The organism is Pseudomonas sp. MYb2, from assembly GCF_002979955.1.
Lineage (GTDB): Bacteria > Pseudomonadota > Gammaproteobacteria > Pseudomonadales > Pseudomonadaceae > Aquipseudomonas.
This window is the reverse complement of the sequence record NZ_PCQC01000002.1, coordinates 206,737-220,336: the sequence shown is the minus strand read 5'-3', so window position 1 is coordinate 220,336 and position 13,600 is coordinate 206,737. Positions and strand designations below refer to the sequence as shown.

General features: G+C 55.9%; 15 protein-coding genes and 1 pseudogene. 6 read left to right on the top strand and 10 right to left on the bottom strand.

Going from position 1 to position 13,600, the window contains the following annotated elements; translation table 11 throughout:
- Positions 1–8: 8 nt before the first annotated feature.
- The gene (locus CQ009_RS03855; RefSeq protein ID WP_177430989.1) at positions 9–902 is read right to left on the bottom strand and encodes a LysR family transcriptional regulator; all 894 of its coding nucleotides are present in this window, start codon (positions 900–902) and stop codon (positions 9–11) included.
- An 85-nt stretch (positions 903–987) separates the two neighbouring features.
- Here CQ009_RS03855 and CQ009_RS03850 point away from each other — a divergent pair, with 85 nt between their 5' ends.
- A complete protein-coding gene (locus CQ009_RS03850; protein WP_105704920.1) occupies positions 988–1,764 on the top strand; it encodes an NAD(P)H-dependent oxidoreductase in 777 nt (258 codons plus the stop codon).
- 341 nt (positions 1,765–2,105) lie between these two features.
- Here CQ009_RS03850 and CQ009_RS03845 read toward each other — a convergent pair whose 3' ends face one another.
- The 3 genes from CQ009_RS03845 to CQ009_RS03835 form a co-directional block, all read right to left on the bottom strand.
- Entirely contained in the window at positions 2,106–3,128 is a 1,023-nt protein-coding gene (locus CQ009_RS03845) for an AbrB family transcriptional regulator (protein WP_105704919.1), read from the bottom strand.
- A 158-nt stretch (positions 3,129–3,286) separates the two neighbouring features.
- Positions 3,287–3,709, bottom strand: coding sequence for an HD domain-containing protein (locus tag CQ009_RS03840; RefSeq protein WP_105704918.1), 423 nt, complete (start codon positions 3,707–3,709; stop codon positions 3,287–3,289).
- A gap of 15 nt (positions 3,710–3,724) precedes the next feature.
- Positions 3,725–4,114 carry a hypothetical protein gene (locus CQ009_RS03835; protein ID WP_105704917.1) on the bottom strand — a complete coding sequence of 130 codons (390 nt, stop codon included), beginning with the start codon at positions 4,112–4,114 and terminating at the stop codon, positions 3,725–3,727.
- 166 nt (positions 4,115–4,280) lie between these two features.
- Here CQ009_RS03835 and CQ009_RS03830 point away from each other — a divergent pair, with 166 nt between their 5' ends.
- Positions 4,281–4,712, top strand: coding sequence for a hypothetical protein (locus CQ009_RS03830; protein WP_105704916.1), 432 nt, complete (start codon positions 4,281–4,283; stop codon positions 4,710–4,712).
- Positions 4,713–4,789: 77 nt separating this feature from the next.
- Here CQ009_RS03830 and CQ009_RS03825 read toward each other — a convergent pair whose 3' ends face one another.
- A complete protein-coding gene (locus tag CQ009_RS03825; protein ID WP_105704915.1) occupies positions 4,790–5,074 on the bottom strand; it encodes a hypothetical protein in 285 nt (94 codons plus the stop codon).
- Between the two features lie 350 nt (positions 5,075–5,424).
- Here CQ009_RS03825 and CQ009_RS03820 point away from each other — a divergent pair, with 350 nt between their 5' ends.
- Entirely contained in the window at positions 5,425–5,925 is a 501-nt protein-coding gene (locus CQ009_RS03820) for an Hcp family type VI secretion system effector (protein WP_105704914.1), read from the top strand.
- A complete protein-coding gene (locus tag CQ009_RS03815; protein WP_105704913.1) occupies positions 5,918–6,616 on the top strand; it encodes a DUF4225 domain-containing protein in 699 nt (232 codons plus the stop codon). The genes CQ009_RS03820 and CQ009_RS03815 overlap by 8 nt, the downstream gene beginning before the upstream one ends.
- 5 nt (positions 6,617–6,621) lie before the next feature.
- Here the strand turns inward: CQ009_RS03815 and CQ009_RS29750 are convergent, their stop codons facing one another.
- Both CQ009_RS29750 and CQ009_RS03805 read right to left on the bottom strand, forming a co-directional pair.
- Entirely contained in the window at positions 6,622–7,044 is a 423-nt protein-coding gene (locus tag CQ009_RS29750; protein WP_146117520.1) for a hypothetical protein, read from the bottom strand.
- A gap of 235 nt (positions 7,045–7,279) precedes the next feature.
- Positions 7,280–7,636, bottom strand: a pseudogene (locus tag CQ009_RS03805) (cupin domain-containing protein); the annotation flags it as partial.
- 525 nt (positions 7,637–8,161) lie between these two features.
- Between CQ009_RS03805 and CQ009_RS03795 the strand changes: the two are divergent.
- Positions 8,162–8,449, top strand: a complete 288-nt coding sequence (locus tag CQ009_RS03795; RefSeq protein ID WP_105704910.1) for a fructose-bisphosphate aldolase — start codon at positions 8,162–8,164, stop codon at positions 8,447–8,449.
- A 419-nt stretch (positions 8,450–8,868) separates the two neighbouring features.
- Entirely contained in the window at positions 8,869–9,375 is a 507-nt protein-coding gene (locus CQ009_RS03790) for a hypothetical protein (RefSeq protein WP_105704909.1), read from the top strand.
- 237 nt (positions 9,376–9,612) lie between these two features.
- On the opposite strand, the gene CQ009_RS03785 is transcribed toward CQ009_RS03790, so the two are convergent.
- The 3 genes from CQ009_RS03785 to CQ009_RS03775 all read right to left on the bottom strand — a co-directional run bounded on the left by CQ009_RS03785 (position 9,613) and on the right by CQ009_RS03775 (position 13,567).
- Positions 9,613–10,161, bottom strand: a complete 549-nt coding sequence (locus tag CQ009_RS03785; RefSeq protein ID WP_007950154.1) for a cupin domain-containing protein — start codon at positions 10,159–10,161, stop codon at positions 9,613–9,615.
- A gap of 582 nt (positions 10,162–10,743) precedes the next feature.
- The gene (locus CQ009_RS03780; RefSeq protein ID WP_105704908.1) at positions 10,744–12,027 is read right to left on the bottom strand and encodes an FAD-binding oxidoreductase; all 1,284 of its coding nucleotides are present in this window, start codon (positions 12,025–12,027) and stop codon (positions 10,744–10,746) included.
- A gap of 49 nt (positions 12,028–12,076) precedes the next feature.
- Entirely contained in the window at positions 12,077–13,567 is a 1,491-nt protein-coding gene (locus CQ009_RS03775; protein ID WP_064389317.1) for an aldehyde dehydrogenase, read from the bottom strand.
- Between the last annotated feature and the right edge of the window lie 33 nt (positions 13,568–13,600).

The window sequence follows — 13,600 nt, the reverse complement described above, 5'->3', positions numbered from 1 at the left end:
ACAGCGCCTCAGACCGACGCCAGCAACTGCTCACGCAGCCATTTGTGCGCCGGATCGCGGTGCGAACGTTCGCCCCAGAACATCGCCATCTCGTAACCGGGTACTTCCAGCGGCGCGTCGACCACTTGCAATGCCGGGTTGCCGCGCACCAGGCGTGACGGCAGCATTGCCACCAGATCGGTGCTGGCCAACACCGACATCGCCATCAGAAAGTGCGGCACCGACAACACCACTTTGCGCATCAGCCCGACATCGGCCAGCGCCCGATCGGTCACCCCGAAAAAGCCACCGCCCTCGCGCGACACCATCACGTGCTCCAGCGCGCAGAATTGTTTACGGCTTGGCGCACGCATCAAACCTGGATGCCCGACACGACCGGCCAGCACATAACGTTCGGTGAACAGTGGTCGCCGATGCAGTTCCGGCGGCGCGTCTTCACTGATGTGCAGCGCCAGATCGAACACCCCCTGCTCGGCCTGTTTGACCAAATGCGCCGGCGTCAGATCGATCACCGCCAGACGCGTGCCCGGCGCCTGTTCACGCAAACCACCCAGCGCTGGCAACACCACCGTCGACTCACCGTAATCGGTCGCGGCGATTTTCCAGGTGTGCGTCGCCTGCGCCGGGGCGAACGCACTGGCCGGTGCCACCGCCCTCTCCAACGCCTCCAACGCTTCGCGCAACGGCTCACGCAATTCATCGGCGCGCGCCGTCGGGCGCATACCACGCGGCCCGGGCAACAGCAGCGGATCGCCGAAGATGTCGCGCAACTTGGCCAGATGCACACTCACCGAAGGCTGCGACAGGTTCAGGCGCTGCGCCGCGCGAGTGACGTTGTGCTCCGACAGCAACACATCGAGGGTCAGCAGCAGATTGATATCCAGTCGTCTCAAATTATTCATGGCTATACCAGACATATCAGACATTCATTTCCAATATACCGGTTGAGCGCCGATCCTGCAGTCACTCAGCTAACGGAGCTTCAACATGAACGTCTTACTTGTTTACGCGCACCCGGAACCGACTTCCCTCAACGGCTCGTTTCGCGACTTCAGCGTCCAGCGCCTGCAAGCCGCCGGCCACACCGTGCAGGTCTCCGACCTCTACGCGATGAACTGGAAAGCCAGCCTCGACGCCGACGACGCCCCGCAGCGCGATGCGACGAAACCGTTCCACGCTTCGCTCGATTCGAAAGTCGCTTACGCCGATGGCACCCAGGCTGCCGACATCGCTCGCGAGCAGGAAAAGCTGTTGTGGGCCGATGCGCTGATTCTGCAGTTTCCGCTGTGGTGGTTCACCATGCCGGCGATTCTCAAAGGCTGGGTCGATCGGGTGTACGCCTACGGTTTTGCCTATGGCGTCGGCGAGCATTCCGACAGTCGTTGGGGCGAGCGTTATGGCGAAGGGAAAATGAAAGGCAAACGGGCGATGTTGATGGTCACCACCGGCGGCTGGGAATCGCACTATGCGCCGCGCGGGATCAACGGGCCGATCAATGATTTGCTGTTCCCGATTCAGCACGGGATTTTGTACTATCCCGGTTTTGAAGTGGTGCCACCGTTTGTGGTGTATCGGACCAGTCGGATGGATGCGGCGCGCTATGCCGAGACTTGTGATGAGTTGGGGCGGCGGCTGGATGAGTTGTGGAGTGCACGGCCGATCGGGTTTCGGCAGCAGAATGCGGGGGAGTATGAGATTCCTGCTTTGACCTTGAAGAGCGATATCGCGCCGGATAGCGAAGGCTTCGCAGCACACATCCGCTAGCGCCGCATCGACCACGTAGAGCAAAAGCCCCTCACCCTAACCCTCTCCCAAAGGGAGAGGGGACTGACCGAGTTGTTTTTTCGAGCTACGCCGACCTGGGATATCGAGCCGACCTCAAGTTTCGAACAGCCCACAATCGGCTCCCTCCCCCCTCGCCCCCTTGAGGGAGAGGGCTGGTGTTGTTTTTTCGAGCTACGCCGACCTGGGATATCGAGCCGAACTCAAGTTTTGAACAGCCCACAATCGGCTCCCTTCCCCCTCGCCCCCTTGGGGGAGAGGGCTGGGGTGAGGGGGATGGATCTAACTGACACGCCGCAACATGCAGGCATCAGTAGCTCCGGTCAGGCTTCTTCGCGTGCCCGACGCACCTGCACCAACAACGCCGGGGCAAAATGCAGCAACACCATCCGGCTCAAATGATGAGTCAGGATAAACACCACATTCAACCCACCACCAAACGCGACAATCGCAATCGTCTCAATCGCCCCCGGCATGTACGCCAGCCACAGCGACAGCGGATCACTGCCCAACCACCGCGCCGCCACTTCCGCAAATACCGCCGCAACCACGATCATCAACCCGACCGAGACCAACGCCGTGCGGCCATGGCGCCCCAGTTCCGCGAAGCCAAGCCCCTGAAACCTTGAGCCGATCCGCACGCCGAGTATCAGCGCGGCCAGATTCAGGCTCCAGTCCGGCATGTGAAACCCGTGCAGCCATCCCGATTTCACAAACACTGCCGTGATGATGATCGCGGTGAGCATGAACGGCGCCGGCACGCCGATCACCAGCAGCAAGCGCCCGAGCAGCACGCTCAAAGCGATCACCGAAAGTGCGGTCAGCGCCATCCCTGTCGTTAAAGGATCACCATCGGCAACCGCCACTGCAGCGGCCTGGCCGGGTATAAGGAAACTCACCAGCACGGTGATCAGCAGCAAGCGCATCAGGTGCACGATGATGACCTTGCTCGATGCCTTTTCCGATTCGAGCAAATCAAACACCGCCGCCAGCGCACCGGGATAAACCGCCAACAGCGCATCAGTGCGATTCCAGCCTGCACCACGCATCAGCCACCATCCGGCGAGCGCGATTTGCACCGTCAGGCAAATCAACAACACACCAAGGCTCGGCAACATCGTCGAGGCCGTCTCACTGTCCCACGCCTCGAACATCAGCCCGGTAGCAATGCCCAGCGTGACCTGGATGTAGCCAAGTCCATAAGGGGTTGCCGGGGCGATGCCGGTCTTGCTGGCGAACAATGCGGTAACAACAATCGAACCCAACAGCAGGCCATGGGGCACGCCTTCGAACTGCAACAGTGCGCCGAAACCGGCGGCAATCAACAAACAGAAAATGGATTTCATAGTCGCCTTCCTGGCTAATAAACTGACCCAACATCGTCGAAGAATCACTTGTCACTGTGGGAGCGAGCCTGCTCGCGAAAGCGTCGTGCCAGTCGCAGATATGTAACTGACCTGACGCCTTCGCGAGCAGGCTCGCTCCCACAAGGATGTCGTTTCTATTACAAACGCAACCGTGCAATCGCCCGGCGGTATTTTTCGATCCGTTCCAGATCCTCCCAACTTGGCGAGGCAATTCGCGACAGGTCGCTGTTCTCCTCCAGATCCGCCAGTTTCACCACCCGACCGATCGGGTTCTGCGCGGCGCGGTCTACGAAGTCTTCATAGGATTCGCCCGGCACTTTGGTCACCGACTCAATCGCCGTCAGCACCTCTTCGCTGAAACCCTCCTTGCGCAAATCATCAAGGCTGACACCGCAATCCTCAACCACGTCATGCAGCACGGCGACGATGCGTTCTTCCAGCGTGCTCATGCGTAACATGACTTTCAGCGGATGCAGAATGTACGGCGCACCGCCCTTGTCGACCTGCCCGGCGTGGGCCGTGGCGGCGATGGCGATAGCGCGTTCGAGTGTCTGGGTCATGGGATTCTCCGAGGATTAAACGCCGTAGCGGCCGCCGACATGGATATTGCGCTTGAGCCAGTTGCCGATCGCCTTCAGGCGACTGACCGGCTTCGCTGGCCCGCAATGACGCTGAAGAATCAGCGTCACCAATGTGGCCTGATCGGCTTTAGGATTGGCATCGATCAACTCGGCAACCCAAGCGCAATCAGCCTTCTGCAGATGCTCACGCCACTCACCGGGCCAGGCGTCCAGCTCATCCAGCGCCAACCACCGCGCACCGCCGTGCTCCATATGCCCACCGGACATCGACTGCTCGAAACAGAAAGGCGTGTCTGGCTTTGCAGGGTCAATGTGAAACAGGTAGATGTCGTGGAATGGATGCTGCGAGGGGGGCGCGTTATTGCGGCTGCCAATTTCGATCATGGGCAATGTTCCAATCCTTGGGCGCTGAATGTTTCCGATTGTTTCGCAGTGTACGCGATAGGAGCAAATCAAAAACCCGATGGAACCTCCCTCCTCCGCACAATCTCGAAACTGTATCAGCGCCAAATCATCGATCAGACACGGCGCCATTGGAGAGGAAAGCCCGATGAACATTCGATTCCTGCTTCTGATCGCCACCTTCGCCGTCATCCCCACCTGCGTCATGGCCGAAGGCTGCGACGTCCAGACCCAATCCTCCAGCGCCTCCGTGCCGGCGGTGGAAACCCACAGTTGCTATGAATACGAAGGCATGCCGGTCAACTCAATCGACTGGTCGTGCAGCAACGAAAGCAAAGACATGCTCAGCAGCACTAAAACCAAGGTTGAACACTGCGCCGATCACTATCAGGCTACGTGTATCGCCACGATTACCCAGGAATCCCTGGCCAACCCGCACTCCACCAGCAAAGACAAGAATGCCAAAGCGTTGAACATCCCCGACAACGCGCAAGTGACCACGTATTACTACGACGTGGAGCATTTGGCGCAGGCACGGATTGATTGTGAGAATGGCGGCGGGCATTGGAAGGCGAAGTAAGCGTTTGATATTTGCGCTGGCGATACGCAAAGAAAAGCCCGGCTCAAAAAACCGGGCTTTTCAGTGTGCGACATTCATTAACCGCCACCGCTACCGCCACTGCTGCTACCGGACGTTTGACCCGCACCACTGGGCTTGGAGGCAGACGGAACCGGTCCGTTGTCAGTTTTGCCGCCGTCGCCACCTTTGGGCAGCGAATCAGCATCGGGATCGGCATTGGTGGCGGGGGACGCCGGGTCGCGAGTCTGGCTAGTGCCGTCGTTCGCTGTCGGGGTGGACGTTTCGCCGGCCGCGATCGCATACAGCGAACTACCGGACAGCAACGCCGCGAGGGTAAACACCGCGATTTTATGGTTCAGCATGGTGACTCTTCCTTTGCTGGGTGAGTTACAGCATTGGAAGAAGGTGTGCGGCGAACGTGCGGTGCGCCGGACGAATGGTTATCGCCCAAAAGGCTCGCGCCATTTCGATGTTTGAAAACTTCGCAGGAAAACACCCCATGTGGCGAGTGAGCTTGCTCCCGCCGGGATACGAAGCGGCCTTAAAATCGGACATAACTTTTTACCACTTCAGAACATTCACTTCCTGACTTCCGCAGCTCCTGTAAGACGCGTCTGAGTTTGAAAACTACTGAACTTTTTCCTCTCCGCCATGGGTTTATTTGACGGTTACTCTGCAGACAAGACTAATCTTTTAATAAGGCAGAGTAGCCATGGCCAATCACAGTTACATGACTATCACCGGAAACCGACAAGGACTGATCTCCGGCGGATGTTCCGACACTAGCTCAATCGGCAACAAATGCCAGCTGGGCCACCTGGATGAAATCATGGTGCTGGCCTACTCACACAACATGACCGCCGGCAATAACGGTGGCGTTGGCGCCGACCGAGGCCAACACCTGCCAATCATGATTACCAAGAATATAGACAAATCCTCCCCTCTCCTGTCCGCCGCTCTTCACGAGCGCGAAGTACTGGAATGCACAATATTTTTCTACCGAACCTCACCCGCCGGCACCCAAGATAAATATTTCAAAATCCACATAACCGGCGCCAAAGTCGCCCACATCAATCTTCAAGTTCCCCATGCCATTCACCTCAATGACGCACAGCCACAGGAACTGGTGTCATTCACCTATCGCGAAATCAGTTGGACGCATATTCAAGCGGGCACGTGCGGCCACAGCACGTGGGGAAATAACGATGAATGAGGACTCATGCGACATTAACGATGTTACTCGCGCCGCGTCGGACCTGGTCGCTTTCGGCTGCCAGATTGGCGCCACGCAGTTGTACGACAGTTTCAGCCAACTCAAGTTTGGCGAGATTGTGTCGTCTTATGCGAATGAGATTATTCGGGCGGTGGATGAAGGTGTTATTAGTGCGAAGCATGGGCTGCAGGAACTGAAAGCTGAGTATGCTGACTTAACGGAAAAAATACTGTTCTATACGCAAAATGGCATTGGCGTAGCGGCAGGAGTAATGCAAATACAAACCGGCACGATAACGATGGGACAGCGGCGAGGCCTCAACCTGCCATTAGGGATGGCTTATTACGCCCATGGCGTCAATAATATTTACGAGGGCCTAGGCAATATTTACAACGGCCCGGGCAAAGAGGGTGTCACCGGCCCTACCAGGCAGTTCTATCAATATTATCTAGGAAAAAACAATGGAAACATTAGTTATTACTCGGCCGACCTGAGCCTATCTATGATTGGTTTCTTTAGGCTGACTCGAAAAGCCAACTCAACCGAACTATTTATTCGAGACCCCTTGAATTATGATCACGCCTACAATCAGATGGGTAAATTGGCCTTAGCTTTTGAAGCCCTGATCAACTCAATTACAATAAAAAGCATGACAGACAAAGACAACACAAATACGCCAAAAACAAACTAGCCCCATCATAAATCTATTGTACGCAACCAGAGCCAAATAAAAACTATTACAAACACCACTATACCTATGACGCCACGATGAAGATCGGTAAAATCGAAGCCACCACCGATAAATTGAACGATGAATCTAACCACAATCTCAGCGCAAAACAATGCAGAAACAAAAATGTAAATATAGCCGACAATTACTGGAGTTTCTTCTGCCCCTGCATCTCGACCAAGCCACCCCGCAAGCTCCCCAACAAAAAAATAACGAAAATTAATAAACAACATTCCAGAAAAAACAACACCCAAAATAACTTTTCTGACAACACCACTCAGGGGAACAACCTTTTCCAAATTATGCACCAGCAAAGCACTATACAGCGCACTGAGAAGAAGAGTGACAACAAAAAGACCAATAACAACACCAAACTCTCGAATTAACATATCTCCACTCACGTTAACAATTAGTGAAAGACCAAAACAAAATCAATATACACATAACCAGAAAGGACGAGCACTTCTTGACTAAATCCCCAGTAAAAACTCATACTCGTCTTACAGCACTTCACGAAAACTCTTACAAACGTTTCCCAATAGAACTGGTCGAGTCCAAAGCAGCGACCTGCCCCGATCAAAATAAAAATTAATAAAAAAATCCGACACCCAAACAGATGTCGGATTATTCACACCCTACGACACTTCTTACAGACACCAGCCAGAGTTTAGCCGGCGTATTCGCGCTAATAATCTCCGACTCATCCGCACCGATATTCCGAAACTTATGCGGCAGCGTCGTCGGAAAGTAATACCCATCCCCCGCACTCAACACGCTCATCGTCCCATCCTCGGTCGACTTAACCGTGCCACGGGTGACAAGCTCGCACTACTCGCCTTCCGCATGCACAATCCGCTCTTCCCCAGAACTTTCGCCCGGTGCGTGTTGTTCGCACAGCAAACGCATCTGGCGGCTGCGCACGGAGAGGCCGATCAGCAACAGGCGCCGGTCGTAACGGCCAAGGTCGGTTACAGCATTGGAAGAGGGTGTGCGAAGAAGGTGCTGTGCGCCACACCAATAGTTATCGCCTAAAGGCTCGCGCAATTTCGATGTCTGAAATCTTCGTAGGAAAACACCCCGTGTGGCGAGGGAACTTACTCCCGCTGGGCTGCGAAACAGATCCAAAACCAGCTAGTCCGTTTCCCCCGACACACCGCACGCCCCGAATTACGACGACTGCGTCGCCGAGCGGTAGCAAGCTCCCTCGCCACAGGTACGCGTATCACGTCCTACAGGTCGGTTGTCGCTGCCGGAATTGCTGCCTAGAGTGGGTCTGTCGCTGACCGCAGTTGGCGATGGGTTTCGCAGCCCTCAGAAGTGACACACACCGCTAAATGACAACTGTGGCAAAATCCGCCACCGCTTCATTTTATGGCGGCTGTGTGTGGGAGACTTTCGGGTCTGCCGGTTTGACTCTTCTCCGGTCTGCGAACCCGCATACAGCTGCCACCCATTTGTTTCGCAGCAGAAAGGTGGCACTTCCTGACCCATCGAAGAGTGCAACCTATGACGATCAAAACACCGCTCCACCACTACGCCCACATGTCCCACCCCGCCACCGACAACCGCGTCCTCCTTATCGACGCTAACGCCCCACTACGCGATCTCCACGCCTGCGCAGCCGAACGCCTCAACGCCGTCCTCAAATACCTCGACCTCATCGCCTGCACTCGCCTACCTGACTATGCTGAGCACGACATCAACACAGTCACCAACATCGCCAGGATCATGGTGCAGGATGTGAGTGATGTGTTTCGAGTGATTGAGCAACGGGGGTTTGAGGCTGCATCGTAGTAAGAGCAGGAGCAGGATGTGGAGGTCATTCCGCTACCCCATTTTTCGATAGCCATTTTTCCACAATAAGGGATGGAAATAGCGATAGCGATTTGATAGCGTTCGGATAAGCCATTGGCCATCAGCAGTTCGGTGAGACTTAAACCACCGAATATTTAGTGAATCAAGGCTGTGTTTTTTCATGTATCCCTTCAATTAATGTAAGGAAGAAAAAATGACAGACAGAAGACCTTTTAACCCAAACGTGACTGTACCGAAGCCAGGCGGTGGTGAGCAGCCTCGCTCCAGAAATAACGATGGCTAAGTTCGCGACAAGCGAAGTGATGCAGCTAACCCTAAAAATAAATAGCCACCAACGGTAACAGTTCATCAACAAGATTAATCTGTCACCTTTTCACTTAAGCACAAAGAACCATAAAATGGAACGATACAAATTTTTATATGAATTCTCAAAAAAAACTTTAGACGAAGAGGTTGAAAGATATAGAAAACTTGATGAAAAGGCGGCTAAATTCCTCAATATCCTAAGCGTGATCATCGTAGGTTACACTGCGCTAATAAGCGCATCAAAACCCACAATAATAACAACAAACGGCTCTTTAAAAGTCGCATTCATAACACTAATAATCATAACTTACATTGCTTTATTTTCTGCTTGGCACAAAATTTTCAGAACTATTAGACTAACTAGAATTTCAACAGTTGAGATCGATGACACTGCCATTTCAATAATAGAAGAAGAGGACATGCTAACCATATACAGCTGCTTCGCAAATTATTGTAGAGAGGCAATTACAGAGACAAGGAGAACACTTACTCAAAAAGCACGCCATCTCGAACTCGCTTACAAAGAAATATGTTGCGCCACTTGGTTTCTTTCGGCCTCCATTTCATTGTACTTTTTAATTTCACTTTACCAAGAGTAAAAAACATGAGCGAACAAAACAACCACTCCAACCCCAAGCCTCCGTCTCCTCCATCGTCCGAAAAACCAAAGCCTAATCCAAACGCGAAAAAGCTAAATCACGTCCATGGACTCGAAAGCTATACACCGCCGCCGCCGGCAAAATAGCCAAACCAAAAACGATCACAGTGCATCATACAAATCCGGCGCTAAGTGCCGGATTTTAGTTAAACTTAAACTCCACAAGAATCTATTGCCATCAAAAATTCGCCGGCGTATTCGCACTAATAATCTCAGCCTCATCCGCCCCGATATTCCGAAACTTATGCGGCAGCGTCGTCGGAAAGTAATACCCATCCCCAGCATTCAACACACTCACCGACCCATCCACAGTCAACTCAACCGTGCCACGCGTCACCAGCCCACACTCCTCGCCCTCGGCATGCACAATCGGCTCTTCCCCGGAACTCGCACCCGGTGCGTATTGCTCGCGCAGCAAGCGCATCTGGCGGCTGGGTACGGAGGCGCCGATCAGGAGCAGGCGCAGGCCGTGGCGGCCGAGGTCGGGTTGTTCGTTGGCGCGGAAGACGTATTGGTGTTCGCGCGGGGGTTGGTCGAAGGTGAAGAAGTCGGCCAGGGACATCGGTATGCCTTCGAGCAGCTTTTTCAGGGAGCTGACGGAGGGGCTGACGCGATTCTGTTCGATCAGGGAAATGGTGGCATTGGTCACGCCGCTACGCCGGGCCAGCTCGCGCTGGGAGAGTTTGTAGCTTTCGCGTACTAGTTTGAGTCGAGAACCCGTATCCATGACTGCCTTATGTGAGAAGTACTTAGGCTCTGCGCGAAAACTGCCTGCGCGACGATCATGCTGCGTTAAAAACAGGCTCGGAATGCTCATGTAGGGCCCTACACTCCGCTTCCTCGCCTGTTTTTGCCTTGCCTGATCGCCGCTCGGCGGTTCTCGCGCAGACCCACGGGTAATGGGGGTGGGTGGCGGGTGCCGCGCGAGGGGCGCGGATCACGTTGCTCCCGTGTCCCGGAACCGTGAAAGGCGGCTATTAAATCACGTTTGCCGGTGTTGCTCAGCAGGTTCGATGGACGGTGGGGCAAAAGTTCTTGTTGCCTTGGTAATACGGACCTGTAGGCCTTCGCCTGCTCGCGATTGGGTGGCACATTCAACATCTTTTTTGACTGATAGACCGCTTTCGCGAGCAGGCTCGCTCCCACAGGGTTTGTGGTGTTTCTGTGGGAGGGATGGTGGCTGAGCTGGCCTCATCGCGAGCAGGCTCACTCCTACATTTTGATCTGGGTTGTTTCAGTCAGATTGATGGTGCATGTACTGGCAGGTAAAAAACCGGCGGGGTCTTGGGACCGCCGCCGGGGAGGTAACCTAGAGGCCGAAGCGGTCGCGCAGCGAGTAGTAGACGGCACCGAGGGCGGTGAGTGGCGCCGAGAAGGTGCGACCGCCGAGCATAGGCATGTGTGGCAACGAGGCGAACGCATCGAAACGCTCGGCGTCGCCACGGATCATTTCCGAGATCAGTTTGCCGGCCAGGTGCGAGCAGGTGACGCCGTGGCCGCTGTAGCCTTGCATGTAATAGGCGTTCTTTTCGATACGGCCGAATTGCGGCATGCGTGACATGGTCAGCAGGAAGTTGCCGGTCCAGCGGTAGTCGATTTTGACGTCTTTGAGCTGCGGGAAGGTCTTGAGGATCTTCGGGCGGATCAGTTGTTCAATGTCGTCCGGTTCACGCGCGCCGTAGACCACGCCACCGCCGTACAACAGACGGTTGTCGGCAGTCAGACGGTAGTAATCCAGCAGGTAGTTGCAGTCTTCGACGCAGTAGTTGTTGGTGATCAGGCTGCGCGCCTGCTTCTCGGTCAACGGCTCGGTGACGACGATCTGCGAGCCGCACGGCATGCTTTTCGCGGTCACACGGTTATCCAGACCTTGCGGCAGGTAGGCGTTGCCGGCGATCAACAGGTACTTGGCGCGCACCTGGCCTTTGGCGGTGCGCACAACGTTCGGCTCGCCGTATTTGATTTCGACGGCTGCGGACTGCTCGTAAATCTTGCCGCCCAGACGCGTGATCGCAGCCGCCTCACCGAGCGCCAGGTTCAACGGGTGAACGTGACCACCCTGCATGTCCAGCAGACCGCCGACGTAAGCATCGGAACCGACTTCACGACGAATGTCAGCCGCGTCGAGCATCTTCAGATTGTTGTTGCCATAACGTTCCCAGCCGCGCTTCTGCTCAGCCAGGCCGTTGAGTTGTTTCTTGTTCATCGCTGCGAAGATGCCGCCCGGGCGGTAGTCGCATTGGATGTCGTATTCCTTGATGCGCGAACGGATGATATCGGCGCCTTCGAAGATCATGCTGCCGAGGATTTCCGCGGTCTTGTCGCCGTAGCGCTCTTCGATCACGTCGACGTCGCGGCTGTAGGAGTTGACCAGTTGACCGCCGTTGCGACCGCTGGCGCCGTAGCCGACTTTCGCCGCCTCCAGCACCGTCACTTTGTAGCCGGCTTCGGTCAGGAACAGCGCCGAGGACAGGCCGGTGTAACCGGCGCCGATAATGCAGACATCGCACTCGACCGATTCTTCCAGAACCGGGAAGTCGATGACTTCGTTGCGGGTGGCGGCGTAGTAGCTGTTTACGTGTTGCTGTTTCATACGTTTCTCCGAGGGCCGCCAATAGAAGGCGACCACCGCTGTAATAGAGTCAGAGCTTGATCCAGGTCGCTTTCAGCTCGGTGTACTTGTCGAACGCGTGCAGCGATTTATCGCGGCCGTTGCCCGACTGTTTGAAGCCACCGAACGGTGCGGTCATGTCGCCGCCGTCGTACTGGTTGACCCAGACGCTGCCGGCACGCAGGCCACGGGCGAAGGTGTGCGCCTTGCTGAGGTTGCTGGTCCACACGCCGGCGGCGAGGCCGAAGATGCTGTCGTTGGCGATCTGCAGCGCTTCTTCAGCGGTGTCGAAGGTGATCAGCGACAGCACCGGGCCGAAGATTTCTTCCTGGGCGATGGTCATCGCGTTGGTCACGCCGTCGAACAGCGCCGGTTGCACATAGAGGCCGCCGGTTTCTTCGAGGGTGCGTTGGCCGCCAGCGATCAGCTCGGCGCCCTGCTCGCGACCGATGCTGATGTAGCGCAGCACGTTATCGAGTTGACGCTGATCGACCACGGCACCGACGGTGGTCGCCGGATCCAGTGAATGACCCGGTTTCCACGCTTGCAGCGCTTCCACCAACAGTGGAATGAACTGCTCACGGATCGAACGCTCGACCAGCAAGCGCGAACCCGCCGTGCACACTTCGCCCTGGTTGAAGGCAATGGCGCCGGCCGCCGCTTGTGCTGCCGCGCGCAAGTCCGGTGCGTCGGCAAACACCACGTTCGGGCTCTTGCCCCCTGCTTCGAGCCAGACGCGTTTCATGTTGCTTTGGCCGGCATAAATCATCAGCTGTTTGGCAATCGCCGTGGAGCCGGTGAAGGCCAGCACGTCGACGTCCATGTGCAACGCCAATGCCTTGCCGACGGTGTGACCGAAGCCAGGCAGCACGTTGAACACGCCTTTCGGAATGCCGGCATCCAGCGCCAACTGCGCGATGCGGATTGCGGTCAGTGGCGATTTTTCCGATGGCTTGAGAATGAACGAGTTGCCCGCTGCCAGCGCCGGGGCGAACTTCCAGCTGGCCATGATCAACGGGAAGTTCCACGGCACGATGGCCGCGACCACACCGGAAGGCTCGCGAGTGACGAGGCCCAGTTGGTCGTGGGGTGTGGCGGCGACTTCGTCGTAGATCTTGTCGATGGCTTCGGCGCTCCAGCGGATCGCGTTGGCGGTCGCCGGGATGTCGATGCTCATCGAATCGCTGATCGGTTTACCCATGTCGAGGGTTTCCAGCAGCGCCAGTTCTTCCTGGTTCTGCAGGATCAGATCGGCGAAGCGGATCAGAATGCGCTTGCGCTCGGCCGGGGCTTTTTTCGCCCACACGCCGGATTCAAAAGACTGGCGCGCGACTTCAACGGCGAGGTTGGCGTCGGCTTCATCGGTGCTGGCCACGGAGGCGAGGAAACGGCCGTCGACGGGGCTCAGGCATTCAAACGTGTCGCCACTGATGGCCGGGCGGTATTCACCGTTGATGAATGCGCGGGCTTCGATGGTCAGGGACTGGAAGCGTTGTTCCCAGTCGTTGCGGGTCGTTGTCATTGTTGTGGCTCGACAAGGGGGATTTGGGGGTGT

Excerpts from the sequence above, each read along its gene's own strand:
- CQ009_RS03855 (WP_177430989.1), bottom strand. The coding sequence starts at position 902 with ATGAATAATTTGAGACGACTGGATATCAATCTGCTGCTGACCCTCGAT.
- CQ009_RS03850 (WP_105704920.1), top strand. The coding sequence starts at position 988 with ATGAACGTCTTACTTGTTTACGCGCACCCGGAACCGACTTCCCTCAAC.
- CQ009_RS03845 (WP_105704919.1), bottom strand. The coding sequence starts at position 3,128 with ATGAAATCCATTTTCTGTTTGTTGATTGCCGCCGGTTTCGGCGCACTG.
- CQ009_RS03840 (WP_105704918.1), bottom strand. The coding sequence starts at position 3,709 with ATGACCCAGACACTCGAACGCGCTATCGCCATCGCCGCCACGGCCCAC.
- CQ009_RS03835 (WP_105704917.1), bottom strand. The coding sequence starts at position 4,114 with ATGATCGAAATTGGCAGCCGCAATAACGCGCCCCCCTCGCAGCATCCA.
- CQ009_RS03830 (WP_105704916.1), top strand. The coding sequence starts at position 4,281 with ATGAACATTCGATTCCTGCTTCTGATCGCCACCTTCGCCGTCATCCCC.
- CQ009_RS03825 (WP_105704915.1), bottom strand. The coding sequence starts at position 5,074 with ATGCTGAACCATAAAATCGCGGTGTTTACCCTCGCGGCGTTGCTGTCC.
- CQ009_RS03820 (WP_105704914.1), top strand. The coding sequence starts at position 5,425 with ATGGCCAATCACAGTTACATGACTATCACCGGAAACCGACAAGGACTG.
- CQ009_RS03815 (WP_105704913.1), top strand. The coding sequence starts at position 5,918 with ATGAATGAGGACTCATGCGACATTAACGATGTTACTCGCGCCGCGTCG.
- CQ009_RS29750 (WP_146117520.1), bottom strand. The coding sequence starts at position 7,044 with ATGTTAATTCGAGAGTTTGGTGTTGTTATTGGTCTTTTTGTTGTCACT.
- CQ009_RS03795 (WP_105704910.1), top strand. The coding sequence starts at position 8,162 with ATGACGATCAAAACACCGCTCCACCACTACGCCCACATGTCCCACCCC.
- CQ009_RS03790 (WP_105704909.1), top strand. The coding sequence starts at position 8,869 with ATGGAACGATACAAATTTTTATATGAATTCTCAAAAAAAACTTTAGAC.
- CQ009_RS03785 (WP_007950154.1), bottom strand. The coding sequence starts at position 10,161 with ATGGATACGGGTTCTCGACTCAAACTAGTACGCGAAAGCTACAAACTC.
- CQ009_RS03780 (WP_105704908.1), bottom strand. The coding sequence starts at position 12,027 with ATGAAACAGCAACACGTAAACAGCTACTACGCCGCCACCCGCAACGAA.
- CQ009_RS03775 (WP_064389317.1), bottom strand. The coding sequence starts at position 13,567 with ATGACAACGACCCGCAACGACTGGGAACAACGCTTCCAGTCCCTGACC.